The sequence below is a fragment of the Chryseobacterium populi genome (assembly GCF_000282115.1).
Classification (GTDB): domain Bacteria; phylum Bacteroidota; class Bacteroidia; order Flavobacteriales; family Weeksellaceae; genus Chryseobacterium; species Chryseobacterium populi.
In genome coordinates, this window is sequence record NZ_AKJY01000078.1 from 1 (window position 1) to 19,265 (window position 19,265).

The window sequence follows — 19,265 nt, forward strand, 5'->3', positions numbered from 1 at the left end:
TTGAAAAAGGGTAAGTCTTCAAAAACAGGGAAGTCTACCAAAAGGGTAAGTCTTCAAAAAGGGTAAGTCTTCATACCCACACCCACATAAATGAGTGACCAACATCAGTTTACAGGAAAACCACCCCTCCACCCGGTCTTACAATACCCTAAGCCGGTATACCAAGTATCCATGGGTGGTTACAAAGTCCCCGAGGGTACTTATCCAGGTACCTACACCCCCTTAGGCAAGGGGGTATACCCGGTCCGGAAGTACCCATAGGAGGTCCGGAAGTGCCTGTCACCACCTGCATTACTGCCTGGAGATACCTGCATAAGTGTCCGGAGGCACTTCAAGACCAGCCTCAGCTACTTACAGACCACCTATAGCTACTTTATTAGCCGGCTGTAGCCTGTTATCCGAATGGCTGTATCTGGTAAATAAATAATTGCATCCTCTTATGAGATTAAGACTGGATGTTTTCCAGCCAATCACTTCCCAATCTCTTAATTTTCCGGGTTTTCATATCAACCAAAACCCAAAGCGTGCTGGAATCTACTACCAACTGACCATTGCAGTAAAACTCAACTTTTCTGGGCTGCTTAATCCCTTCCGGGGCTTTAGGATAGGTTTTCACCGTTATGATATCGTTTAAATACACCTGCTTCTTATATTGAATATGATGATCGAGAAGCATCCACGAAAATTCTGCAAATTCGGTTTTATGCTTTACAAAATCCCAGTGCTCGCCGGCAATTTCTTCTACCCAATGAACGTATTGAACATTGTTAACATGATTGTTCCCATCAATATGCTGTTCCGTTACCTCTATTTGTTTTTCAAAAACCAAGCTCATCTTCTTCAAATATTTATTCAAAAATAGGACATAAAAAAATAAAACCTTCCCAAAACTGAGAAGGTTTTACATTAAAAAATTTATATAATTGAAATAATTTAATGAAACTGGGCGATTTCCGTTGAGTCTTTCATCGCTACGGTAGCCGATTCACCATTCGTCACAATATTCTGTACCTGGTCAAAATAGCCTGTTCCCACAAAAGACTGGTGCTTTACGGCTCTGAATCCTTTTGACTGAAGGGCAAACTCGCGTTCCTGTAATTCAGAGTACCCGGCCATTCCTCTTTCTTTATAGGCCAGAGCCAGCTCAAACATTGCCGTATTCAGGGCATGGAAGCCTGCCAGTGTAATAAACTGGAATTTGTAGCCCATTTTGGCCAGCTCTTCACGGAAGGTCGTCATTTCCTCAACACTCAGCTTTGCTGCCCAGTTGAATGAAGGTGAGCAATTGTAGGCCAGCATTTTTCCCGGGAATTGGGCATGAATCCCTTCTGCAAATTTTCTCGCGTACTCCAGGTCCGGATTTGAGGTTTCCATCCAGATCAGGTCTGCATAAGGCGCATAGGATAAACCACGGTCAATCCCCTGCTCTACTCCATTTTTCACCACATAAAACCCTTCCGAAGTTCTCTCTTCCGTTACAAATTTTTTATCCCGGTCGTCAATATCCGAAGTCAGGAGATCTGCAGCATCTGCATCCGTTCTTGCAATAATCACCGAAGGAACTCCCGCAACATCCGATGCCAGGCGTGCTGCCACCAGTTTATTAATTGCTTCCTGGGTAGGAACCAGAACCTTACCACCCAGGTGACCGCATTTTTTGGCAGAAGACAGCTGATCTTCAAAATGTACTCCCGCTGCTCCTGCCTCAATCATCTGCTTCATCAGCTCAAAAGCATTCAGGTTTCCCCCGAAACCGGCTTCCGCATCTGCAATAATCGGAACAAGATATTCTTTATCACCCCCGCCATTCACAGACTGTATCTGATCTGCACGCAATAAGGCATTATTAATTTTCTTCACTACAGAAGGCACTGAATTTGCAGGGTACAGAGACTGGTCAGGATACATTTCACCTGATAAATTGGCATCTGCCGCCACCTGCCATCCTGAAAGATAAATAGCTTCCAGGCCGGCATCAACCTCCTGAACCGCCTGGTTTCCCGTTAAAGCACCCAGGCCGGCAACAAAATCCCGGTTATTTAATTTCTCCCAGAATTTTTTAGACATTTCAGTTGCTATGGTATAATCAATTGTATAAGAACCGCGAAGCTTCAATACATCTTCAGCAGTATAAGTTCTTTTTACGCCATTCCATCTCGGGTTGGTCAGCCAGTCTTTTTCTATCGCCTGGATTTGTTCTTGTCTTGTTTTCATACTATTTTTTGGATTTATGTTTTTAGATTAAACGAGTGATGAGTTATAAGTGATGAATTATGAGTGATGAGTAAAAGATATCGGGTTGGGTCATTTACTTTAAACTAAATAAACGGATAGGCTTTCAGCGTTAAGAATTCTTCAAAGCTTTCAGAAAAGATCAGCTCATTGAACAGTTCTTTGGCCAGATTGAATTTCCCGCTTTTAAATCGTTCTTTTCCTACATATTTTTCAATCTTCTCTATTTCTTCAAATTCCCACTGAAGGATCATTTCCCGGGTCAATGTTCTGTCATCAATTAAAACCGCTTCATTTTTCAGCCACTGCCAAACCTGGGTTCTTGAAATCTCTGCTGTTGCAGCATCTTCCATCAGATGGTAAATAGCCGCAGCTCCGGTTCCCATCAGCCAGCTTTCGATGTAAAGGATACCGACATTGATGTTTTTCCTGACCCCTTTTTCTGTAATTTCTCCCTTTGGAATTTCAAGCAGATCATGCTCTTTAATCTGGTAATCAAACTTTTTATCGATCTGGTTTTTTGAAGGCATGTACCGGTCAAAGATATTTTTCGCCACAGAAACAAGCGAAGGGTGGGCCACCCAGGTTCCGTCATGCCCGTTTTTTACTTCACGTTTCTTATCATTACGTACCTTTTCAAATGCAATACTGTTTGCTTCATAATTATCTTTTATCGGAATCTGTGCTGCCATTCCACCGATCGCATGAACGTTTCTTTTATGGCAGACTTCAATCACTCTTTTAGAATAAGCCGTCATAAAAGGTGAAGCCATGGTCACCTGATCTCTGTCGGGAACAATAAATTCCGGAAGGTTCCTGAATTTTTTGATAAAAGAAAAAATATAATCCCATCGCCCGCAGTTCAGGCCTGAGCTATGTTCCTTCAATTCATATAAAATTTCATCGAGCTGAAATGAAGCCGTGATCGTTTCAATTAAAACAGTTGCTTTAATAGTTCCCTGCGGAATCCCAAGATAGTTTTGGGAAAAAATAAAAACATCATTCCACCATCGGGCTTCTTTATAATGCTCCAGTTTCGGAAGATAAAAATAAGGGCCGTTTCCGTTTTTCAGAAGCTGTTCTGCATTTCTGAAAAAGTAAATCCCAAAATCTATCAGAGAGCCTGAAGCTTCTTCCCCATCAATCTCAATATGTTTTTCCGGAAGGTGAAGACCTCGCGGGCGAATCAGAAGAACAGCCGTTTCTTCATTCAATTGATAAGATTTCCCCTGCTCGGTGGTAAAATCTATATTCCGGTTGATAGCATCCGAGAGGTTGATCTGTCCCCGGATGCAATTATTCCATGTCGGTGAATTGCTGTCTTCAAAATCTGCCATGAAAGTTGATGCCCCGGAATTCAAAGCATTGATAATCATTTTCCGGTCTACCGGTCCTGTAATTTCTACCCTGCGATCCAAAAGGTCTTCAGGAAGTGGAGCACAAACCCAGTTTCCGGTTCTTATTTTTTCTGTTTCCGGTAAAAATCCGGGAAAATTTCCTTTATCAAACTCTGCCTGAGTTTTTTTTCTTTCTTCTAAAAGATCAAGTCTGTCTGCGTTGAAGTTCTGATGAAGCTCGATCAGAAAATCAGCTAATTCCTGAGTAAAAACTTCTTCAAACCTGCTGTCTGCCTTTATTTTCATTTGGGTCTTTGTTTCCATAACATATTGATTTTGTGATTTGATGCCACAAACATAAATAAAAATTTTCACAAACAGCGAACGTTCGCTAATTTTTTTTAAAATTTTTTTTACAAATAATCATAAGCAATTATTTATATTTGAATCATGAATTCTGAAAGTGACTTTATCAAAACGATTTTCGGGCTTAAACTGAAACAGCAGAGACAAAAGAAAAATTGGTCTCTGCAGGACCTTGCCGTAAAGACAGGTTTATCAAAATCTTACCTGAATGAAATTGAAAACGGAAAAAAATATCCCAAGCATGATAAAATCATCCAGCTTTCCGAATCTCTGAACTGTACTTTTGATGATCTGGTTTCCACCAGGCTTGATAAAAGCTTAGCTCCTTTTAATGAAATCCTGCAATCGGATTTTTTCAAAGAAATCCCGTTGGAGCTGTTCGGAATCAACAAGAACAACCTAATCAGCATCATCAGCGATGCACCCAAAAAAGTAACGGCTTTTATCAATGCCCTAATTGAGATTTCTCAAAATTATAACCTGGGCAAAGAGCGTTTTTATTTTGCCGTTTTACGGTCTTTTCAGGAATTGTACGATAATTATTTCCCTGAAATTGAAGAAAAAGTAATTGAGTTTGCTCTTGAAAACGATTTAACATTCAGTAAAAATTTAAAATCTGAAGTTTTAGAGGATATCCTTACCGAAAAATTCAATTACACCATTCAATCTGAAGATTTTGAAACATACGGGGCCTTAGACAACCTCCGCTCATTATTCATTCCCGAAAAAAAACTGTTGCTTCTCAACAACAAGCTTGAAAGGGACCAGAAAACTTTTATCATGGCCAAAGAAATAGGATTCAATGTGCTGGAATTCAAAAACCGTCCCAATACTTATTCATGGCTTGACTTCGGAAGTTTTGAAGAAATTCTGAATAATTTTCATGCTTCTTATTTTGCCGGTGCACTGCTCATTTCAAAAGAGCAGATCATTGAAAAAACCTCCGGATTTTTTTTACAAAATAACTGGGAACCCAAAAGTTTTGAAAACCTCATCGAAAGCTTTACCCGTTCTCCAGAAACATTTTATTACCGCCTCACCAATATTCTTTCTTCTGAATTAGGCATTAAAGATTTGTTTTATTTATGTCTTGTTAAAAAGAAAGGAACCGATAAAATACAGATTTTAAAAGAGCTGCACCTTAATCATCAGCAGGCTCCACATGCCAATGCAACCAACGAACACTACTGCAGACGATGGATTGCCGTTAAAAACCTGCATCATTTGAAGGAAAATGAAACATTGACCGATGCTCAGATCTCTCATTATAAAGATCAGGGGATCAGTTACCTTGTTATTTCCACGTCTCAGAAAAACCCTTTTTCCGATGGAAGCAACCGGAGTTATTGTCTCGGGGTTTTATTAAACTCCCAAACGATTAAGAAAATCAATTTCATCAAATCCCCGTCTTTAAAAACCTTTAATGTAGGAGTAACCTGCGAATCCTGCAGTATTCCCGACTGTGAGGTAAGACAGGCACCGCCGGTACGACTGGAAAAGGAGCATTTTAATCTCAATATGAAAAATGCAATCGAAAAAATGCGAAAAAATATTGGTGTCTAACCCGAATACCAGAGAATTTGAGTATCCGAGCCTATTTGAAAATTAAACCCCACATCCCCTCATCACTCTTAACTCTTAACTCTTAATTCTTAATTCTTAATTCATAACTCATAACTTTTATAAGCACACAAATGATTTTAGACGTACTTTTCCCCAACCGTTGCCTCAACTGCAACAGGATCACCGATGCCAATTTACTGGTCTGTAATCTTTGTTTCGATCAGATTCATTTTACCCATTTTAATTTTCCTGGAGAAAATGGACTGAAAGAAAAATGTAAGCTGCTCTTTCCTGTTGAAAATGCTTATGCACTGATGCAGTTTGAAAAAGAAAACCTAAGCAGAAAAATTATCCATGACCTGAAATACCGGAGCAGGGAAAAAGCAGGGAAAATAATTGCAGAATGGGTCACGGAATATATTGATTTTAAAGATGAAAAACCTGATCTGCTGGTAAGTGTTCCTCTTCATCCCAAAAAACAAAAGGAAAGAGGATATAACCAGCTGCACTTGTTTACGGAAAGCCTGTCGAAATTTTACTCGATTCCATTTGATCATCAGCTGATTCAAAGAAACCATTATTCTAAAGCCCAGGCTTTAAAAGATAAGCAACACCGTATGGAAGCCGGAAATAATTTTTCACTTACAAAAAATATTTCCGGGAGACACATTCTTTTAATTGATGATGTTTTTACGACCGGAAATACACTGGCAACAATCTCATGGGAAATTTTAAATGGGGGAAATAATAAGGTGAGTATTTTGGTGATGGCGATGGATGAATGATGGGAGTTATGAGTTATGAATTAAGAGTTAAGAGTTAAGAGTGAAGGGTTATTGAGGGTGAATTTTTTTTAAGGATTTGAAATGTTTTCGTAATTTTCAAACCTAGCTAATTATCATGAGAAATTTACTTTTATTACATGGAGCTCTGGGCCACAATGAGATTTTTAATCCTTACCTAGAAACGCTTTCAGCCTATTTTACGATTCATTCTCCGCTGTTTTCAGGGCATGGTGAGACCAAGCTCGGAGAGGACGGGATTAGTATTGAAAAATACACTGAAGAACTGGCAGCGTATTGCAAAAAAGAAAGTTTAAATAATGTATATATTTTCGGGCACAGCATGGGCGGTTATGTTGCTCTTTGCTATGCTTTAAAACATTCTGACAATATAAATTCCATCATGACATTGGGAACAAAATTTGACTGGACCGAAGAACAGGCTTTAACAGAAAGTAAAATGCTTGATCCTGAAACCATACTTTTGAAAATTCCAAAGTATGCAGAACAGCTGGAAACCCAGCACGGGCCTCAATGGAAACGGCTTCTTCCCGCCATCGCAGATATGATGATTGCTCTGGGTAAAAATCCGCCACTGGACAATAATCATTTGTCTGCAATATCTATTCCCGTTCAGATCATGATCGGTGATAAAGACAATATGGTAAGCCTGGCAGAAAGTGCAGAAGTTTATAAGGCCATCCCAAATGCAAAATTGGCCGTACTCCCCGATACAAAGCATCCTATGGATAAAGTACGACCAACATTATTATTGGATCTTATGAAAGATTTCTGGAACCTTCCTTAAAAAATTATCGCTGAAGTTTTTCTCCGTAGCTTAAATCTCCTGCATCTCCCAACCCGGGAGTAATATATCCTTTGGAGGTAAGCTGCTCATCAATAGCCCCTACCCAGATTTTAGCATCGGGGTAAGCATTTTCAATGGTTTCAATACCTTGTCTCGAAGCAATGGCTACTACAATATGCAGCTGAGTTGGCTTCCCGTTTGTTAGCAGGTCTTTGATCGCTTCGATTAAAGAAGCTCCCGTTGCCAGCATCGGGTCTGCAACGATTAAAGGTCTTCCTTCAATACTCGGGCACGTTAAATAATCCTGCTTAATGGAAAAATAATCATTGGCGTCGTGCTTTCTGTAGGCAGCTACAAAGCCACAATCTGCCCTGTCAAAGTAATTTAAAATTCCCTGGAATAAAGGAACTCCTGCTCTCAAAATGGTAGTAATAACAGGTTGAACCGCAATTTCCTGAGCTTTGATCGTGTCTAAAGGAGTCTGAATTTCAATTCCTTTCTGTTCTAAACCCTTACTGATTTCAAAAGCTGCAATCTCTCCGATACGTTCCATATTTCTACGGAATCTCATCCTGTCATGCTGGATTTCAACATTCCGAAGCTCATTGATCCATGAGTTTACTAAAGAAAATTGTTTTGAAAGTTCTATTGTCATAGCTATTTAATGAGGTAGTTTGAAGTTTGGGAATGAGATAATGTTCAGCGGTTTAAAAAATCAATATAATAATTTTTTCAATTGCCCATTAGCTCATCCTCAAACCGGATTTATTTTTGTCTGAAATACACTTCAATCGGAACCCCGGTAAACCCGAATTCTTTTCTCAGCTGGTTTTCAGTAAATCTTTTGTATGGCTCTTTTACATATTGCGGCAGGTTACAGAAGAATACAAATTGTGGTGACGGCGTCGGAAGCTGCACACAATATTTGATTTTAATATATTTTCCTTTGATTGCCGGCGGTGGAGTCTGCTCAAAAATCGGAAGCATCACTTCATTTAATTTTGAAGTCTTGATTTTCTTTTTACGGTCTTCATATACTTCCATCGCAACTTCTACTGCTTTCAGGATTCTTTGCTTCGTTAAAGCAGAGACAAACAGAATCGGAATATCCTGAAACTGTCCGATCTTATCTTTGATTTGCTTTTCAAAATCACGGATGGTATTGGTTTTCTTATCTTCAATTAAATCCCATTTATTTACCAGGATCACAATTCCTTTTCTGTTTTTCTGTGCCAGTCCGAAGATGTTCATATCCTGGGATTCCCATCCCTGTGTAGCATCTACCATAATGATCACCACATCAGAATACTCAATGGAACGGATGGATCTCATGACAGAGTAAAATTCAAGATCTTCAGAAACCTTCGCCTTACGGCGCATTCCTGCAGTATCTACCAGTACAAACTCATGCCCGAATTTATTATAAAGCGTCTGAATACTGTCTCTTGTTGTTCCTGCAATATCGGTAACAATGTTTCTTTCAACATCCAGCAATGCATTCGTTAAAGTAGATTTTCCTACATTCGGACGACCTGCAATGGTAATTTTAGGCAATCCTTCAAACGGGTCTTTATATTCTGTGGTAGGGAAATCTTTTACGATATCATCCAATAAATCTCCCGTCCCTGAACCTGTAGCTGAAGAAAGCGTGTAATATTTTTCGATCCCCAACTGATAGAATTCTGTTGCCGGAAGCTCTTCTTTTGCAGAATCCACTTTATTGATTACAATGTATACCGGTTTATTGGATCTTCGTAAAAGTTCATAGATTTCATAATCGGTATCGGTAAGACCTTCTTCCACATTCATCATAAAAATAATAGAAGTAGCTTCATCCACTGCCAATTGTACCTGTTTACGGATTTCCTGTTCGAAAATATCCTCTGTACCTACATCATAACCTCCTGTATCAATCACGGTAAAGTCTACTCCGTTCCAGTCAGATTTTCCGTAATGACGGTCTCTGGTAACACCGGCAGTAGAATCTACAATGGCTTCTCTTCTTTCAAGTAAACGGTTAAAAAGTGTGGATTTTCCTACATTGGGACGCCCAACGATTGCGACAATATTCGACATAAAAAATGTTTAATAAACTGATTATTAATGGGTTTCTCCAACTCTTGGAGCCCAATTTTTTTGCAAAGATAGGATTTTATTATTTAGCAATTAAAAATTCCGGCAATGGAAAGCTTTTTATGCTCTTATTTAAATCGTTGTTTATCAGCCTATAATATTTAAATTCAATCATTTTTTTATTAATTTCAGCAATTATCTGAAAAAATATTTTTCTTGAACAGGATAATTTTATACATTTGCGCCACTAAAACAGAGACTCATGGTGTAGCGGTAACACTACTGATTTTGGTTCAGTCATCTGGGGTTCGAATCCCTGTGAGTCTACAGTTTGAAATAAAGCAATCTACTGATGATCAGTAGATTGTTTTGTTATCATCATTTATTCTTATGATAGACACAGCTCCAATGAATGATTAAGGAAGTTAAAAAATTCTTGTAAGGATTATCCTGTAATCTAAGCTTATATTTCCATCATTAGTAACATTTATTATTCCCATTGAGGGCATTGTCAAAGTATAGCTGAATACTGTACTCGTTCCTCCTGCACAATTTGGCACGCCAGACCAGACTACCGATGTTGTATTTCTGTTTACTTCAGTAAATGTAGGCCCTTTAATAGTGGTATCTGTATTCAAAAGCCCATCTATCCCTTTAATCGAAAAGGCATTATTGAAATTAACATTCGTGACATAGTACTCTGCAACAGCAATGCGGCCACAGGCATTAGTAACATATACAACAGCTTTATATCCACCACCTTCGGCAATACCGGTAATCAGAGTACCCGTGCCTCCTGATGCCACAGTAACCATATTATTGATAACTGCGCCATATACATTACTGACAGCCTTATTCAAAACCCCATTCGTATCAGCATAAACTGGGGTAACAATTATAGGTCCGGCTGCAATATCCATAGTCCTTATTCTCGCAGTACCTGCCACATCTAGTTTAGTTGTAGGAGTATTTGTTCCTACTCCGAGATTTCCGTCGTTTTTTATTGTCATTCTTTCCGCATTGGTGGCTGTTCCATTAGGGACTGTATAAAACCTCAGCTCTGATCCCTGAGTTCCGGTTGAATAATTTTCTGTCGCATAGCCCACAATCGATGTATATGCTGTAATGAGGCTGCCTTCATAACCATTTCCCGTATTTCCTGAAAAAACAATTGCTCCCAAACCATTTCCGGATGATACTGCACCATTAACAGTTGGAGTAGCAGCATTATTTCTTCTTAGTATTAGGTAGGAAGGAGAGCCTACTGCGGAAGTAGATGCCCTCTCACTTATTATCCCATTGGGATCTGACGTGGCAATGTGAAGCGGACTGTCCGGAATAACTATTCCAATCCCTACTCTTCCTGCATCTGTGATGGTAATCATTTCAGTATTATCAGAATTGTTGATTCTCATTGCCTTGGTTGAAGCAGTATTTCCTTTGCTTTGGATATCTAATGATGCTTGTGGATCAGGAGTGTTTATTCCTACTTGAGCAAACATTAAATTTGATATCAGAGCTACTGATACAATGATTAAGCTTTTTTTCATGGTGTTAAAGTTTTTAGTTATTAAATTTAAAACATTATCATTCATAAATTATTAAATAACTAAAAAACAAAGGATTAAATTAAAAAAAACAAACCACAAAACCTATTTACACAAACCATTTTAGCAACAGCATTATTAAATAAAAACTCTGAATACATTTACATTGATTTTTGTGGGTCTACAGTTTGAATAGAATTATCCTGTAATTTAAGCCTGTGTACAGATTACATCAAAAGGCTTCAGAAATTAAACTTTTAATTTTTCGAACATACTTTTCCACCGCAATTTTCTGATGTATTTTATTTCATCAGCTGATAACTCATATTTTCCGTTTTGCCTGACAAAAGTTTTCATGGTAATAAAAAACTCTGAAACAGATTTATTTTTGAAAGAAGATTTTGCAGAAGAAATTACTGTTAAAGGAAAACTGAGGCCCAAATTATAAAAATACTGTCCGAGCTTTTCAGCTTTCTGAAATGTATACCGGTAAGAAGTCGGACGCAGGTGCTTTACCCAGATATTTTTCAAAGTAATGACTTCCCAGCCGTGCATTTTAGCCAGCATGACATCTATATTGTCCCATCCTAAAACCTGACGAAGCCCATTCATATCTGAGAAGCATTCGGTTCTATAGGATTTTACAGGACCGCGAACGTGATTTTTTGAAGACAGGTTTTCATATTTCCAACCGTTATTCGGGTCTTTAACATACACCATTCCTGAAACCATTCCTGCTTTTGGATTTTGCATGTAAACCTTATTGATATTTTCCAGGTAGTCATCAGGAAAAATAATATCTGCATCGAATTTACAGATTACATCAAATTCTTCTACATCTATCCCCTCCAAACCCTTATAAAACGTTCTCACCACCTTGGCTCCCGGCTCATGTATTGAAGCTGATAAATTCTTAAAGCTAAATTTCCGGCGATCAGCTATAAAGTTTTCTATAATCCCCTGTGTATTATCTGTTGAACCGTCGTTCACAATCACACAATCAAAATTCTGGAAAGACTGTCTGTCAATAGATTCCAGACAAGATAAAATAAAATTTTCTTCATTATGGGCAGGAATAACAATTAAGAATTTCAATGCAGACATCCTATTCATATAAAACATGGTATTTAGTTTAATTTTTTACTTTTAAAAATAAAAACATTTAATTTTTAAAGCTAATTGAAACTAATAAGTGTATTATTCTTTTAATGAGACTGACCGGTTAAATGCGAAAAAAACGAACATTCTTTATAATATTATTCTAAACTATATTTATTAACTGTATAATTAAATTCATTTTATAGTAACTAAAAAACCACCCTTTACAGGATGGTTTTATCTTAAAATATATTGAGGACGAATTAATGCAGATCAAATCTGTCCAAATCCATCACTTTCGTCCATGCTGCAGCAAAATCTTTTACAAATTTTGCTTCTCCATCAGAACTTCCATATACTTCAGCGACTGCCCTCAGCTCAGAATTGGAGCCAAAAACCAGATCCGCCCTTGTTGCCGTCCATTTTACATCGCCGGTACTGCGACTGGTTCCTACGTATAATTCTTGATCATCAGACATTGCTTTCCATTGGGTACTCATATCCAAAAGATTAACAAAGAAATCATTGGTCAGAAGTCCGGGACGTTGGGTAAATACTCCGTGCTTTGAACCATCAAAATTGGTATCAAGTGCACGCATTCCACCGATCAGCACTGTTAATTCAGGAGCTGTAAGTGTCAGCAATTGCGCTCTGTCTATCAATAACGCTTCTGTTGACACTGCATATTTTCTTTTCAGATAATTACGGAAACCGTCAGCTGCAGGCTCCAGATATCCCATTGATTCTACATAGGTCTCTTCCTGTGAGGCATCCATACGGCCGGGAGCAAAAGAAACTGTAATTTCATGCCCTGCATCTTTCGCTGCTTTTTCAACTGCTGCAGTTCCTGCCAGTACAATAAGATCAGCCAATGATACTTTTTTACCGCCGGTTTGTGCATCGTTAAATTCTTTCCGTATATTTTCAAGACCATTCAGAACCTTCTGAAGCTGAGCAGGATTATTTACTGCCCAGAATTTCTGAGGTTCAAGACGGATTCTTGCCCCGTTGGCACCACCACGCTTATCACTTCCTCTGAATGTGGAGGCCGAAGCCCATGCTGTAGATACCAATTCGGAAATGCTTAATCCTGAACTGATAATTTTGACTTTCAATGCATCAATATCATTATTGTCTATCAAAACATGATCTACTTCAGGAATAGGATCCTGCCAGATTAATTTTTCTGCCGGAACATCGGGCCCTAAATAACGGACACGCGGCCCCATATCCCTGTGGGTAAGCTTAAACCAGGCTCTTGCAAAAGCATCTGCAAAGGCATCAGGATCTTCATAGAAACGTCTGGATATTTTTTCGTAAACCGGATCCAGCCTCAACGAAAGATCGGTAGTAAGCATTGTCGGCCTGTGCTTTTTAGAAGAATCAAAAGCATCAGGAATGATCTCTTCTCCATTTTTAGCGATCCATTGATGAGCTCCTGCGGGGCTTTTGGTAAGTTCCCACTCGTTTTCAAAAAGGTTTTTAAAGAAGTAATTGCTCCATTCCGTTGGTGTTTCAGTCCAGGTAACTTCTAATCCGCTTGAGATGGCATCGGCACCTTTCCCTGATTTATAACTGCTATTCCATCCTAAACCCTGTGATTCAATTCCTGCACCTTCAGGTTCTTTACCCACATGATCCGCCGGGCCGGCACCGTGTGTTTTTCCGAAAGTATGCCCACCGGCAATTAAAGCTACTGTTTCTTCATCATTCATTGCCATGCGCCCGAAAGTATCGCGGATATCTTTAGCTGCTGCAATCGGATCAGGGTTTCCATCAGGACCTTCAGGATTTACATAAATAAGGCCCATCTGTACTGCTGCCAAAGGCTTTTCAAGATTTCTTGAGTGCAGTTCACCGTCTGCATTATCATCGGAAGGAAGTACAACTCCTCTTTTATCTACACCTTCTGAACCGTGTGCATACCGTAAATCTCCTCCTAACCATGTTTTCTCAGCACCCCAGTATACATCCTGATCCGGTTCCCATACATCTTCACGGCCACCGGCAAACCCAAAGGTTTTAAAACCCATCGATTCAAGGGCGACATTACCCGTTAAAATCAAAAGATCTGCCCATGATATTTTATTGCCATATTTCTGCTTAACAGGCCAAACCAATCTTCTGGCTTTATCAAGACTTACGTTATCCGGCCAGCTGTTTAACGGTGCAAAACGCTGCTGTCCTGCACCTGCACCTCCTCTGCCGTCACCTACACGATAAGTTCCTGCACTGTGCCATGCCATACGGATAAAGAATGGACCGTAATGTCCAAAATCTGCAGGCCACCAATCCTGTGAATCTGTCATTAGAGCATGTAAATCTTTTTTTACCGCCTCAAGATCCAGGCTTTTAAAAGCTTCGGCATAATCAAAATCCTTATCCATAGGATCTGACAATGATGAATGCTGACGAAGAATATCCACTCTTAAATGATTGGGCCACCAATCCTGGTTCTGGGTTCCGCCACCGGCAACATTCTGTTTCATGGAGCCGTTATGAAACGGGCATTTACTGATGTCATTTGAATCTTTTTCCATTGTAGTTTAAATTTTTATATTGATTAATGTAGTTTGCTTTCGTATGGCAAAACAAACTTACAACAGTTATTTAATAAATACAATCTATTAAAATTATATTTATGATAGTTAAAAACTATAAACAATAATCATCCCCTCGCTCCATTATCACTGCTATTAAGTTAATAAAATTTCATATCCTTCTGAATCGTAGATTATAAAATCATTATTATTTAGAATAATTCTAGCTAAAATCTATTAAAAATTGACTATTTTTATGCTGCAAGACCTTAATCCAGCCTTATGAAAAAAGTATTAATCATCATTCTGGTAGCCTTCATTATCATCCAGTTTTTTCCCATCGACAAAACAAATCCACCACTTACACCGGGTATGGATTTTTTAAAGATCAAAAAGACACCCCCTGAAATCGCCCAGATCATTACTGTTTCCTGCTATGATTGTCATTCTAATGAAACAAAATATCCATGGTATTCTAATTTTTCCCCTTTTTCCTGGTTTTTGAAAAATCATATTGATGAGGGAAGAAAACATTTAAATTTTTCTACTTTTGCGGTTTATGAGCCAAAAAAACAGGTACACTTATTGCAGGAATGTATTGAAATGACTGAAAAAGAGGAAATGCCTTTACCTTCTTATTATATAGGTCATCAGAATGCTAAATTAACCTCAGCGCAACGGCAGAAATTGATTCAATATTTTAAAACAGCAAAACAGGACACCGAGAGATCAATGTCATTTTAAAAAAGACCATGCAACAAAAATGGGAACATAAATATATCGTCTTTTTTGACGGAGAATGCGGAGTCTGCAACTTCTGGGTACAATGGATTTTAGAACGGGATCAAAAAGACCGGTTCATGTTTGCTTCTTTACAATCCGGTTTTGGCCAGAATTTCTTATCTGAAAGAGGCTTGGAAACCCAACAGTTCAATACTTTATACCTATGGAAACCCGGCAGGTATTACCTGGAAAAATCCCGTGCAATTTTAAAAATCGCTGATATTTTAGGTGGAATTTATAAAGCTTTAAGCCTGTTGGGAAAATTGATGTCCCCTATAGTGAGTGACAGAGTGTATGATCTGGTTTCAAGAAATAGAATGAAATTATCAAATCAAAAGTGTTTTCTGCCAGACCAGCATCAGAAAAAGAAATTTATAGAAGTTTAAAATTTTTTAAAGAATTTATGTGTTCAGATTATTCTATGAACAACTTTTCTTTGTATTAAGTTTTAGAAAAAATAAAGCTGCTTCACAATCCTGAAGCAGCTTATTTATTATTGGTTTAATGACCAGACTGAATAGCTATTCGGCGGACATTGAATTTTAACACGTTTATCTCCTGCAGTAGTAGGATACCATGTCGAATGGCCCGTAAAGTCTTTAATCTGCTGGCTGGTCCAGTTAGTGTCAACCCAACGTTCCTGCCAGCTCGAAGAAGTATTGATATACACTACAAGTCCCGGATTCCCATTATACCCATTACGTCTTGCAATATATTCATCGTTATCAGTATACAGGATCGAAGTGGTTCCCGTGGCTTTATTATTATGGATCCAGATCAGGTTATTTAAACTGGCTTTATCCAGCCATTCTTCATAATCCCTGTAAAAGATGGTGGGATATCCCTCATGGGTAAGAATATAGGCATAGGCAGGCATTTTGTTGTAGATAACATCGGTGTCGTGATTCGCCACAAATGTTACAGCCTTATATGGGTTCCTTTTCCACATCATATCATCATTTAAGGCATTTAGATTCCCGTTATCAAAAGCTTCATCCATTTTATAATAGGCTGCAAAATCAAATACGGAACTGTTGGCATTATTGGCCCATGATTCCAGGGTATTTACATTTGAATCCCATAATTCACCAACAGAAAAACCACCTACGTTTGAATTCCAGCTATTGACCACCCAGGCTCCGAAACCTTTCACATAATCAAACCGCCAGCCGTCGAACTTCATTACATTTTTATAATATTTTCCGACAGAATCATCTCTTCTCCAAAGCCAGTCCTGAACATATGGATTCGCATGACACAGATCCGGAAATCCGCCGAAAGCACCTTCATCATTATTTCCGTAAGCGTTTTTGTAAAAATCATTATAATTTCTTGTGAATTTTCCTGAAGCCACCCCTGAAAAATTCGTCCAGGTATTGGTTCCGGTATAAGGATTTGCTTCAGACTGCCCGCCACTGTTATGATTGATAACGATATCGGCATACACCTGCATATTTTCAGCATGTGCTTTTGTAATCAAAGCTTCAAGTTCAGTTCTTGAGCCGAAACGGGTTTCAATGCTTCCATTTTGGTTATAATTTCCGAAATCATAATAATCGGTAGGATCATACCCCATTGAGTAGGCACCGTTCTGCGCTTTTGACGCTGGCGGCAGCCATACTGCATTAATTCCTGAATCAGACCAGCCTGTGAGTTTATCTTTAACGGTATTCCACCAGCTTCCACCATCGGGAACATCCCAATAAAATCCCTGCATCAAGACGCCACCTCCAGGACCTGCAATAAATTTTCCATTAACCGCCGAGCTTCCTGTACTGAAAGGCCGCCCATCATGATGGGTAACGTTTACCGTTTTATCATGAACTTCTAATTGTTGGGGAGTTTCATTTACCGTTTCATCGCCTGTCTGACATGAGCTCACCAACCCCAAAGCCAGAACAGAAAGTAAGAAATGTGTTTTTTTCATAGAGAATGTTTTAATTATTAAACTATTAACTAAATTACACTTTTATTAAAACAAATTTCAATTCAAGGGAAATAATTTCATCTTTTAATAATAAATCTCTTGAAAACATTATTTAATTTTTCATTAAAAAATCATAAACTTTTAATATTTTAAAGACAATTTTTCTTTTAATGCATATATTTGCATACTATGGAATATAACACCCAAAAAACCCAGCTTCATATGCCGGAATACGGCAGAATTATACAACAGTTGGTTGAGCGTTGCAAAGAGCTTTCTTCAAAAGAGGAGAAAAATGAAATGGCAATGGCAATCATCGATTTTATGGGTCAGAGAAACCCCCAACTTCGTGATGAAGAAAATTATAAGCACAAACTTTGGGATCATCTTTTTATTCTGGCTAATTATGATCTTGATGTAGACTCACCATATCCGTTCCCAACGAAAGAGGAATTAGCTGAAAAACCAAAAAAAATGGAGTACCCTAAACTTCAGGGCGACTTCAAATTTTACGGGAAAAGCATCCTTCAGCTAATAGAAAAGGCTATAGAACTTGAAAACGGTGATGAGAAAGAAGCACTGATTGAGGTAATCGCCAATAATATGAAGAAGTCTTACAATGTGTACAACAAAGAGCACGTTACAGATGATGTGATTTTCCGTCACCTTAAAGAGCTATCTGAAAACAGACTGGATCTGACAGGGATAGAATCTCTGGAGAAAAGTAAAATTTATTATACGACCAACAATCGTAACAATAATAAAAACAGCAGCAATAATAACAACAAAAATCAAAACCAAACCAACAAAAGAAGGCACAATAACAATCATAAAAACAGAAAATAATGAGTGGAACATTTCAAATAAGAGGAGGAAAAAGACTGCAAGGGGAAATAACTCCACAGGGAGCTAAAAATGAGGCTTTACAGATTTTATGTGCAGTTTTGCTGACTGATGAAGAAGTGAGGATTAAAAATATTCCGGACATTCATGATGTAAACAGGCTGATTGAGATTCTGGGGGATTTTGGTGTAAAAGTTACTAAAAACGGTCAGGGAGATTTTACGTTTAAAGCTGACCAGGTTAATTTTGATTATATAAAATCCAATGAGTTTAAAAAGGACGGTGCAAAACTGCGCGGGTCAATTATGCTTATGGGACCGATGCTCGCCAGATACGGAGAAGCTTATATGCCAACACCGGGTGGTGATAAAATCGGAAGAAGAAGATTAGACACTCATTTCCAGGGACTGGTAGAGCTGGGTGCTGAGTTTCATTATGATGAAGATGAATATTTCTATTCATTAAAGGCTAAGGAACTTAATGGAAAATTCATTTTATTAGAAGAAGCTTCCGTAACAGGAACAGCTAATATTGTCATGGCTGCAACCCTGGCCAAAGGAAAGACAAGAATTTATAACGCAGCTTGCGAACCTTACCTGCAACAGCTTTGTAAAATGCTGAACAGGATGGGCGCCAATATTTCAGGAATAGGTTCCAATCTTTTAACGATTGAAGGAGTTGATTATCTTCGAGGGACTGAGCATACCATGCTTCCTGATATGGTAGAAATCGGATCATGGATCGGCCTTGCGGCAATGACCAAATCTGAAATCACCATCAAAAATGTAAACTGGAACCAGCTTGGGGTTATTCCAAATACTTTCAGAAAACTGGGAATTCAGCTTGAACAGAGTAATGATGATATTTATATTCCGGCTCAGGAAAATTATAAAATCCAGAAATTTATCGACGGATCTATTCTTACAATCTCTGATGCTCCATGGCCGGGATTCACGCCGGATCTGTTATCGATTATTTTAGTGGTAGCCACCCAGGCAAAGGGAAGTATCTTGGTTCATCAGAAAATGTTTGAATCCAGGTTATTTTTTGTAGACCGCCTTATCGATATGGGAGCACAGATTATTTTATGTGACCCGCACAGAGCTACTGTAATCGGATTAAACCAGGAAACTCCACTTAGAGGAACTACAATGGTTTCCCCGGATATCAGGGCAGGAAATGCGCTTCTTATTGCTGCTCTTTCCGCAGAAGGAAAATCAATTATCCATAATATCGAGCAGATCGACAGAGGTTATGAAAATATTGACGGCAGGCTCAGAGCCATTGGTGCTGATATTGAAAGAATCTAAAAGATCCTTCTACAAAATAAAAAAGCGTTCAAAAATATTTTTGAACGCTTTTTTAT

16 protein-coding genes and 1 tRNA gene are annotated in these 19,265 nt (G+C 38.5%); 8 read left to right on the top strand and 9 right to left on the bottom strand.

Annotation, left to right across the window (positions count from 1 at the left end; genetic code table 11):
- Positions 1–445: 445 nt before the first annotated feature.
- The 3 genes from PMI13_RS16465 to aceB form a co-directional block, all read right to left on the bottom strand.
- Positions 446–835 carry an acyl-CoA thioesterase gene (locus PMI13_RS16465; protein ID WP_007845784.1) on the bottom strand — a complete coding sequence of 130 codons (390 nt, stop codon included), beginning with the start codon at positions 833–835 and terminating at the stop codon, positions 446–448.
- Positions 836–933: 98 nt separating this feature from the next.
- Positions 934–2,214: an isocitrate lyase gene (gene aceA / locus PMI13_RS16470; protein WP_007845785.1), complete on the bottom strand. Its 1,281-nt coding sequence runs from the start codon at positions 2,212–2,214 to the stop codon at positions 934–936.
- A gap of 104 nt (positions 2,215–2,318) precedes the next feature.
- The gene (gene aceB / locus PMI13_RS16475) at positions 2,319–3,893 is read right to left on the bottom strand and encodes a malate synthase A (protein WP_007845786.1); all 1,575 of its coding nucleotides are present in this window, start codon (positions 3,891–3,893) and stop codon (positions 2,319–2,321) included.
- Positions 3,894–4,019: 126 nt separating this feature from the next.
- On the opposite strand from aceB, the gene PMI13_RS16480 reads away from it, so the two are divergent.
- From PMI13_RS16480 to PMI13_RS16490, 3 genes are all read left to right on the top strand, one after another.
- Positions 4,020–5,498: a helix-turn-helix domain-containing protein gene (locus tag PMI13_RS16480; RefSeq protein WP_007845787.1), complete on the top strand. Its 1,479-nt coding sequence runs from the start codon at positions 4,020–4,022 to the stop codon at positions 5,496–5,498.
- Positions 5,499–5,629: 131 nt separating this feature from the next.
- Entirely contained in the window at positions 5,630–6,283 is a 654-nt protein-coding gene (locus PMI13_RS16485; RefSeq protein WP_007845789.1) for a ComF family protein, read from the top strand.
- A gap of 115 nt (positions 6,284–6,398) precedes the next feature.
- A complete protein-coding gene (locus PMI13_RS16490) occupies positions 6,399–7,088 on the top strand; it encodes an alpha/beta fold hydrolase (RefSeq protein WP_007845791.1) in 690 nt (229 codons plus the stop codon).
- Positions 7,089–7,092: 4 nt separating this feature from the next.
- Here PMI13_RS16490 and upp read toward each other — a convergent pair whose 3' ends face one another.
- Both upp and der read right to left on the bottom strand, forming a co-directional pair.
- Positions 7,093–7,743 (bottom strand): uracil phosphoribosyltransferase, encoded by a 651-nt coding sequence (upp, locus tag PMI13_RS16495; protein ID WP_007845793.1) that lies wholly within the window; start codon positions 7,741–7,743, stop codon positions 7,093–7,095.
- Positions 7,744–7,853: 110 nt separating this feature from the next.
- Positions 7,854–9,164: a ribosome biogenesis GTPase Der gene (der, locus tag PMI13_RS16500; protein ID WP_007845795.1), complete on the bottom strand. Its 1,311-nt coding sequence runs from the start codon at positions 9,162–9,164 to the stop codon at positions 7,854–7,856.
- A gap of 253 nt (positions 9,165–9,417) precedes the next feature.
- Here der and PMI13_RS16505 point away from each other — a divergent pair.
- A tRNA-Gln gene (locus PMI13_RS16505) sits at positions 9,418–9,488 on the top strand.
- A gap of 98 nt (positions 9,489–9,586) precedes the next feature.
- Here the strand turns inward: PMI13_RS16505 and PMI13_RS16510 are convergent.
- From PMI13_RS16510 to katG, 3 genes are all read right to left on the bottom strand, one after another.
- A complete protein-coding gene (locus PMI13_RS16510; RefSeq protein ID WP_156104466.1) occupies positions 9,587–10,711 on the bottom strand; it encodes a hypothetical protein in 1,125 nt (374 codons plus the stop codon).
- 246 nt (positions 10,712–10,957) lie between these two features.
- Positions 10,958–11,803 carry a glycosyltransferase family 2 protein gene (locus tag PMI13_RS16515; protein WP_034670117.1) on the bottom strand — a complete coding sequence of 282 codons (846 nt, stop codon included), beginning with the start codon at positions 11,801–11,803 and terminating at the stop codon, positions 10,958–10,960.
- Between the two features lie 266 nt (positions 11,804–12,069).
- On the bottom strand, positions 12,070–14,346 hold the full coding sequence (katG, locus tag PMI13_RS16520) for a catalase/peroxidase HPI (RefSeq protein WP_007845801.1): 2,277 nt from the start codon (positions 14,344–14,346) through the stop codon (positions 12,070–12,072).
- A 282-nt stretch (positions 14,347–14,628) separates the two neighbouring features.
- Here katG and PMI13_RS16525 point away from each other — a divergent pair, with 282 nt between their 5' ends.
- Both PMI13_RS16525 and PMI13_RS16530 read left to right on the top strand, forming a co-directional pair.
- Positions 14,629–15,090, top strand: a complete 462-nt coding sequence (locus PMI13_RS16525; protein WP_007845802.1) for a heme-binding domain-containing protein — start codon at positions 14,629–14,631, stop codon at positions 15,088–15,090.
- 8 nt (positions 15,091–15,098) lie between these two features.
- The gene (locus PMI13_RS16530; protein ID WP_007845804.1) at positions 15,099–15,515 is read left to right on the top strand and encodes a thiol-disulfide oxidoreductase DCC family protein; all 417 of its coding nucleotides are present in this window, start codon (positions 15,099–15,101) and stop codon (positions 15,513–15,515) included.
- Between the two features lie 107 nt (positions 15,516–15,622).
- Here PMI13_RS16530 and PMI13_RS16535 read toward each other — a convergent pair whose 3' ends face one another.
- Positions 15,623–17,056 carry an alpha-amylase gene (locus PMI13_RS16535; RefSeq protein WP_007845805.1) on the bottom strand — a complete coding sequence of 478 codons (1,434 nt, stop codon included), beginning with the start codon at positions 17,054–17,056 and terminating at the stop codon, positions 15,623–15,625.
- Positions 17,057–17,245: 189 nt separating this feature from the next.
- Between PMI13_RS16535 and PMI13_RS16540 the strand changes: the two genes are divergently transcribed.
- A complete protein-coding gene (locus PMI13_RS16540) occupies positions 17,246–17,902 on the top strand; it encodes a DUF4290 domain-containing protein (RefSeq protein WP_007845807.1) in 657 nt (218 codons plus the stop codon).
- On the top strand, positions 17,902–19,209 hold the full coding sequence (gene murA, locus PMI13_RS16545) for a UDP-N-acetylglucosamine 1-carboxyvinyltransferase (protein ID WP_007845809.1): 1,308 nt from the start codon (positions 17,902–17,904) through the stop codon (positions 19,207–19,209). The genes PMI13_RS16540 and murA overlap by 1 nt, the downstream gene beginning before the upstream one ends.
- Positions 19,210–19,265: the final 56 nt, after the last annotated feature.

Coding starts and splice junctions, on each gene's coding strand:
- PMI13_RS16485 (WP_007845789.1), top strand. CDS start 5,630: ATGATTTTAGACGTACTTTTCCCCAACCGTTGCCTCAACTGCAACAGG.
- der (WP_007845795.1), bottom strand. CDS start 9,164: ATGTCGAATATTGTCGCAATCGTTGGGCGTCCCAATGTAGGAAAATCC.
- PMI13_RS16510 (WP_156104466.1), bottom strand. CDS start 10,711: ATGAAAAAAAGCTTAATCATTGTATCAGTAGCTCTGATATCAAATTTA.
- PMI13_RS16480 (WP_007845787.1), top strand. CDS start 4,020: ATGAATTCTGAAAGTGACTTTATCAAAACGATTTTCGGGCTTAAACTG.
- PMI13_RS16535 (WP_007845805.1), bottom strand. CDS start 17,056: ATGAAAAAAACACATTTCTTACTTTCTGTTCTGGCTTTGGGGTTGGTG.
- PMI13_RS16530 (WP_007845804.1), top strand. CDS start 15,099: ATGCAACAAAAATGGGAACATAAATATATCGTCTTTTTTGACGGAGAA.
- aceA (WP_007845785.1), bottom strand. CDS start 2,214: ATGAAAACAAGACAAGAACAAATCCAGGCGATAGAAAAAGACTGGCTG.
- PMI13_RS16465 (WP_007845784.1), bottom strand. CDS start 835: ATGAGCTTGGTTTTTGAAAAACAAATAGAGGTAACGGAACAGCATATT.
- PMI13_RS16525 (WP_007845802.1), top strand. CDS start 14,629: ATGAAAAAAGTATTAATCATCATTCTGGTAGCCTTCATTATCATCCAG.
- PMI13_RS16540 (WP_007845807.1), top strand. CDS start 17,246: ATGGAATATAACACCCAAAAAACCCAGCTTCATATGCCGGAATACGGC.
- katG (WP_007845801.1), bottom strand. CDS start 14,346: ATGGAAAAAGATTCAAATGACATCAGTAAATGCCCGTTTCATAACGGC.
- murA (WP_007845809.1), top strand. CDS start 17,902: ATGAGTGGAACATTTCAAATAAGAGGAGGAAAAAGACTGCAAGGGGAA.
- PMI13_RS16490 (WP_007845791.1), top strand. CDS start 6,399: ATGAGAAATTTACTTTTATTACATGGAGCTCTGGGCCACAATGAGATT.
- aceB (WP_007845786.1), bottom strand. CDS start 3,893: ATGGAAACAAAGACCCAAATGAAAATAAAGGCAGACAGCAGGTTTGAA.
- upp (WP_007845793.1), bottom strand. CDS start 7,743: ATGACAATAGAACTTTCAAAACAATTTTCTTTAGTAAACTCATGGATC.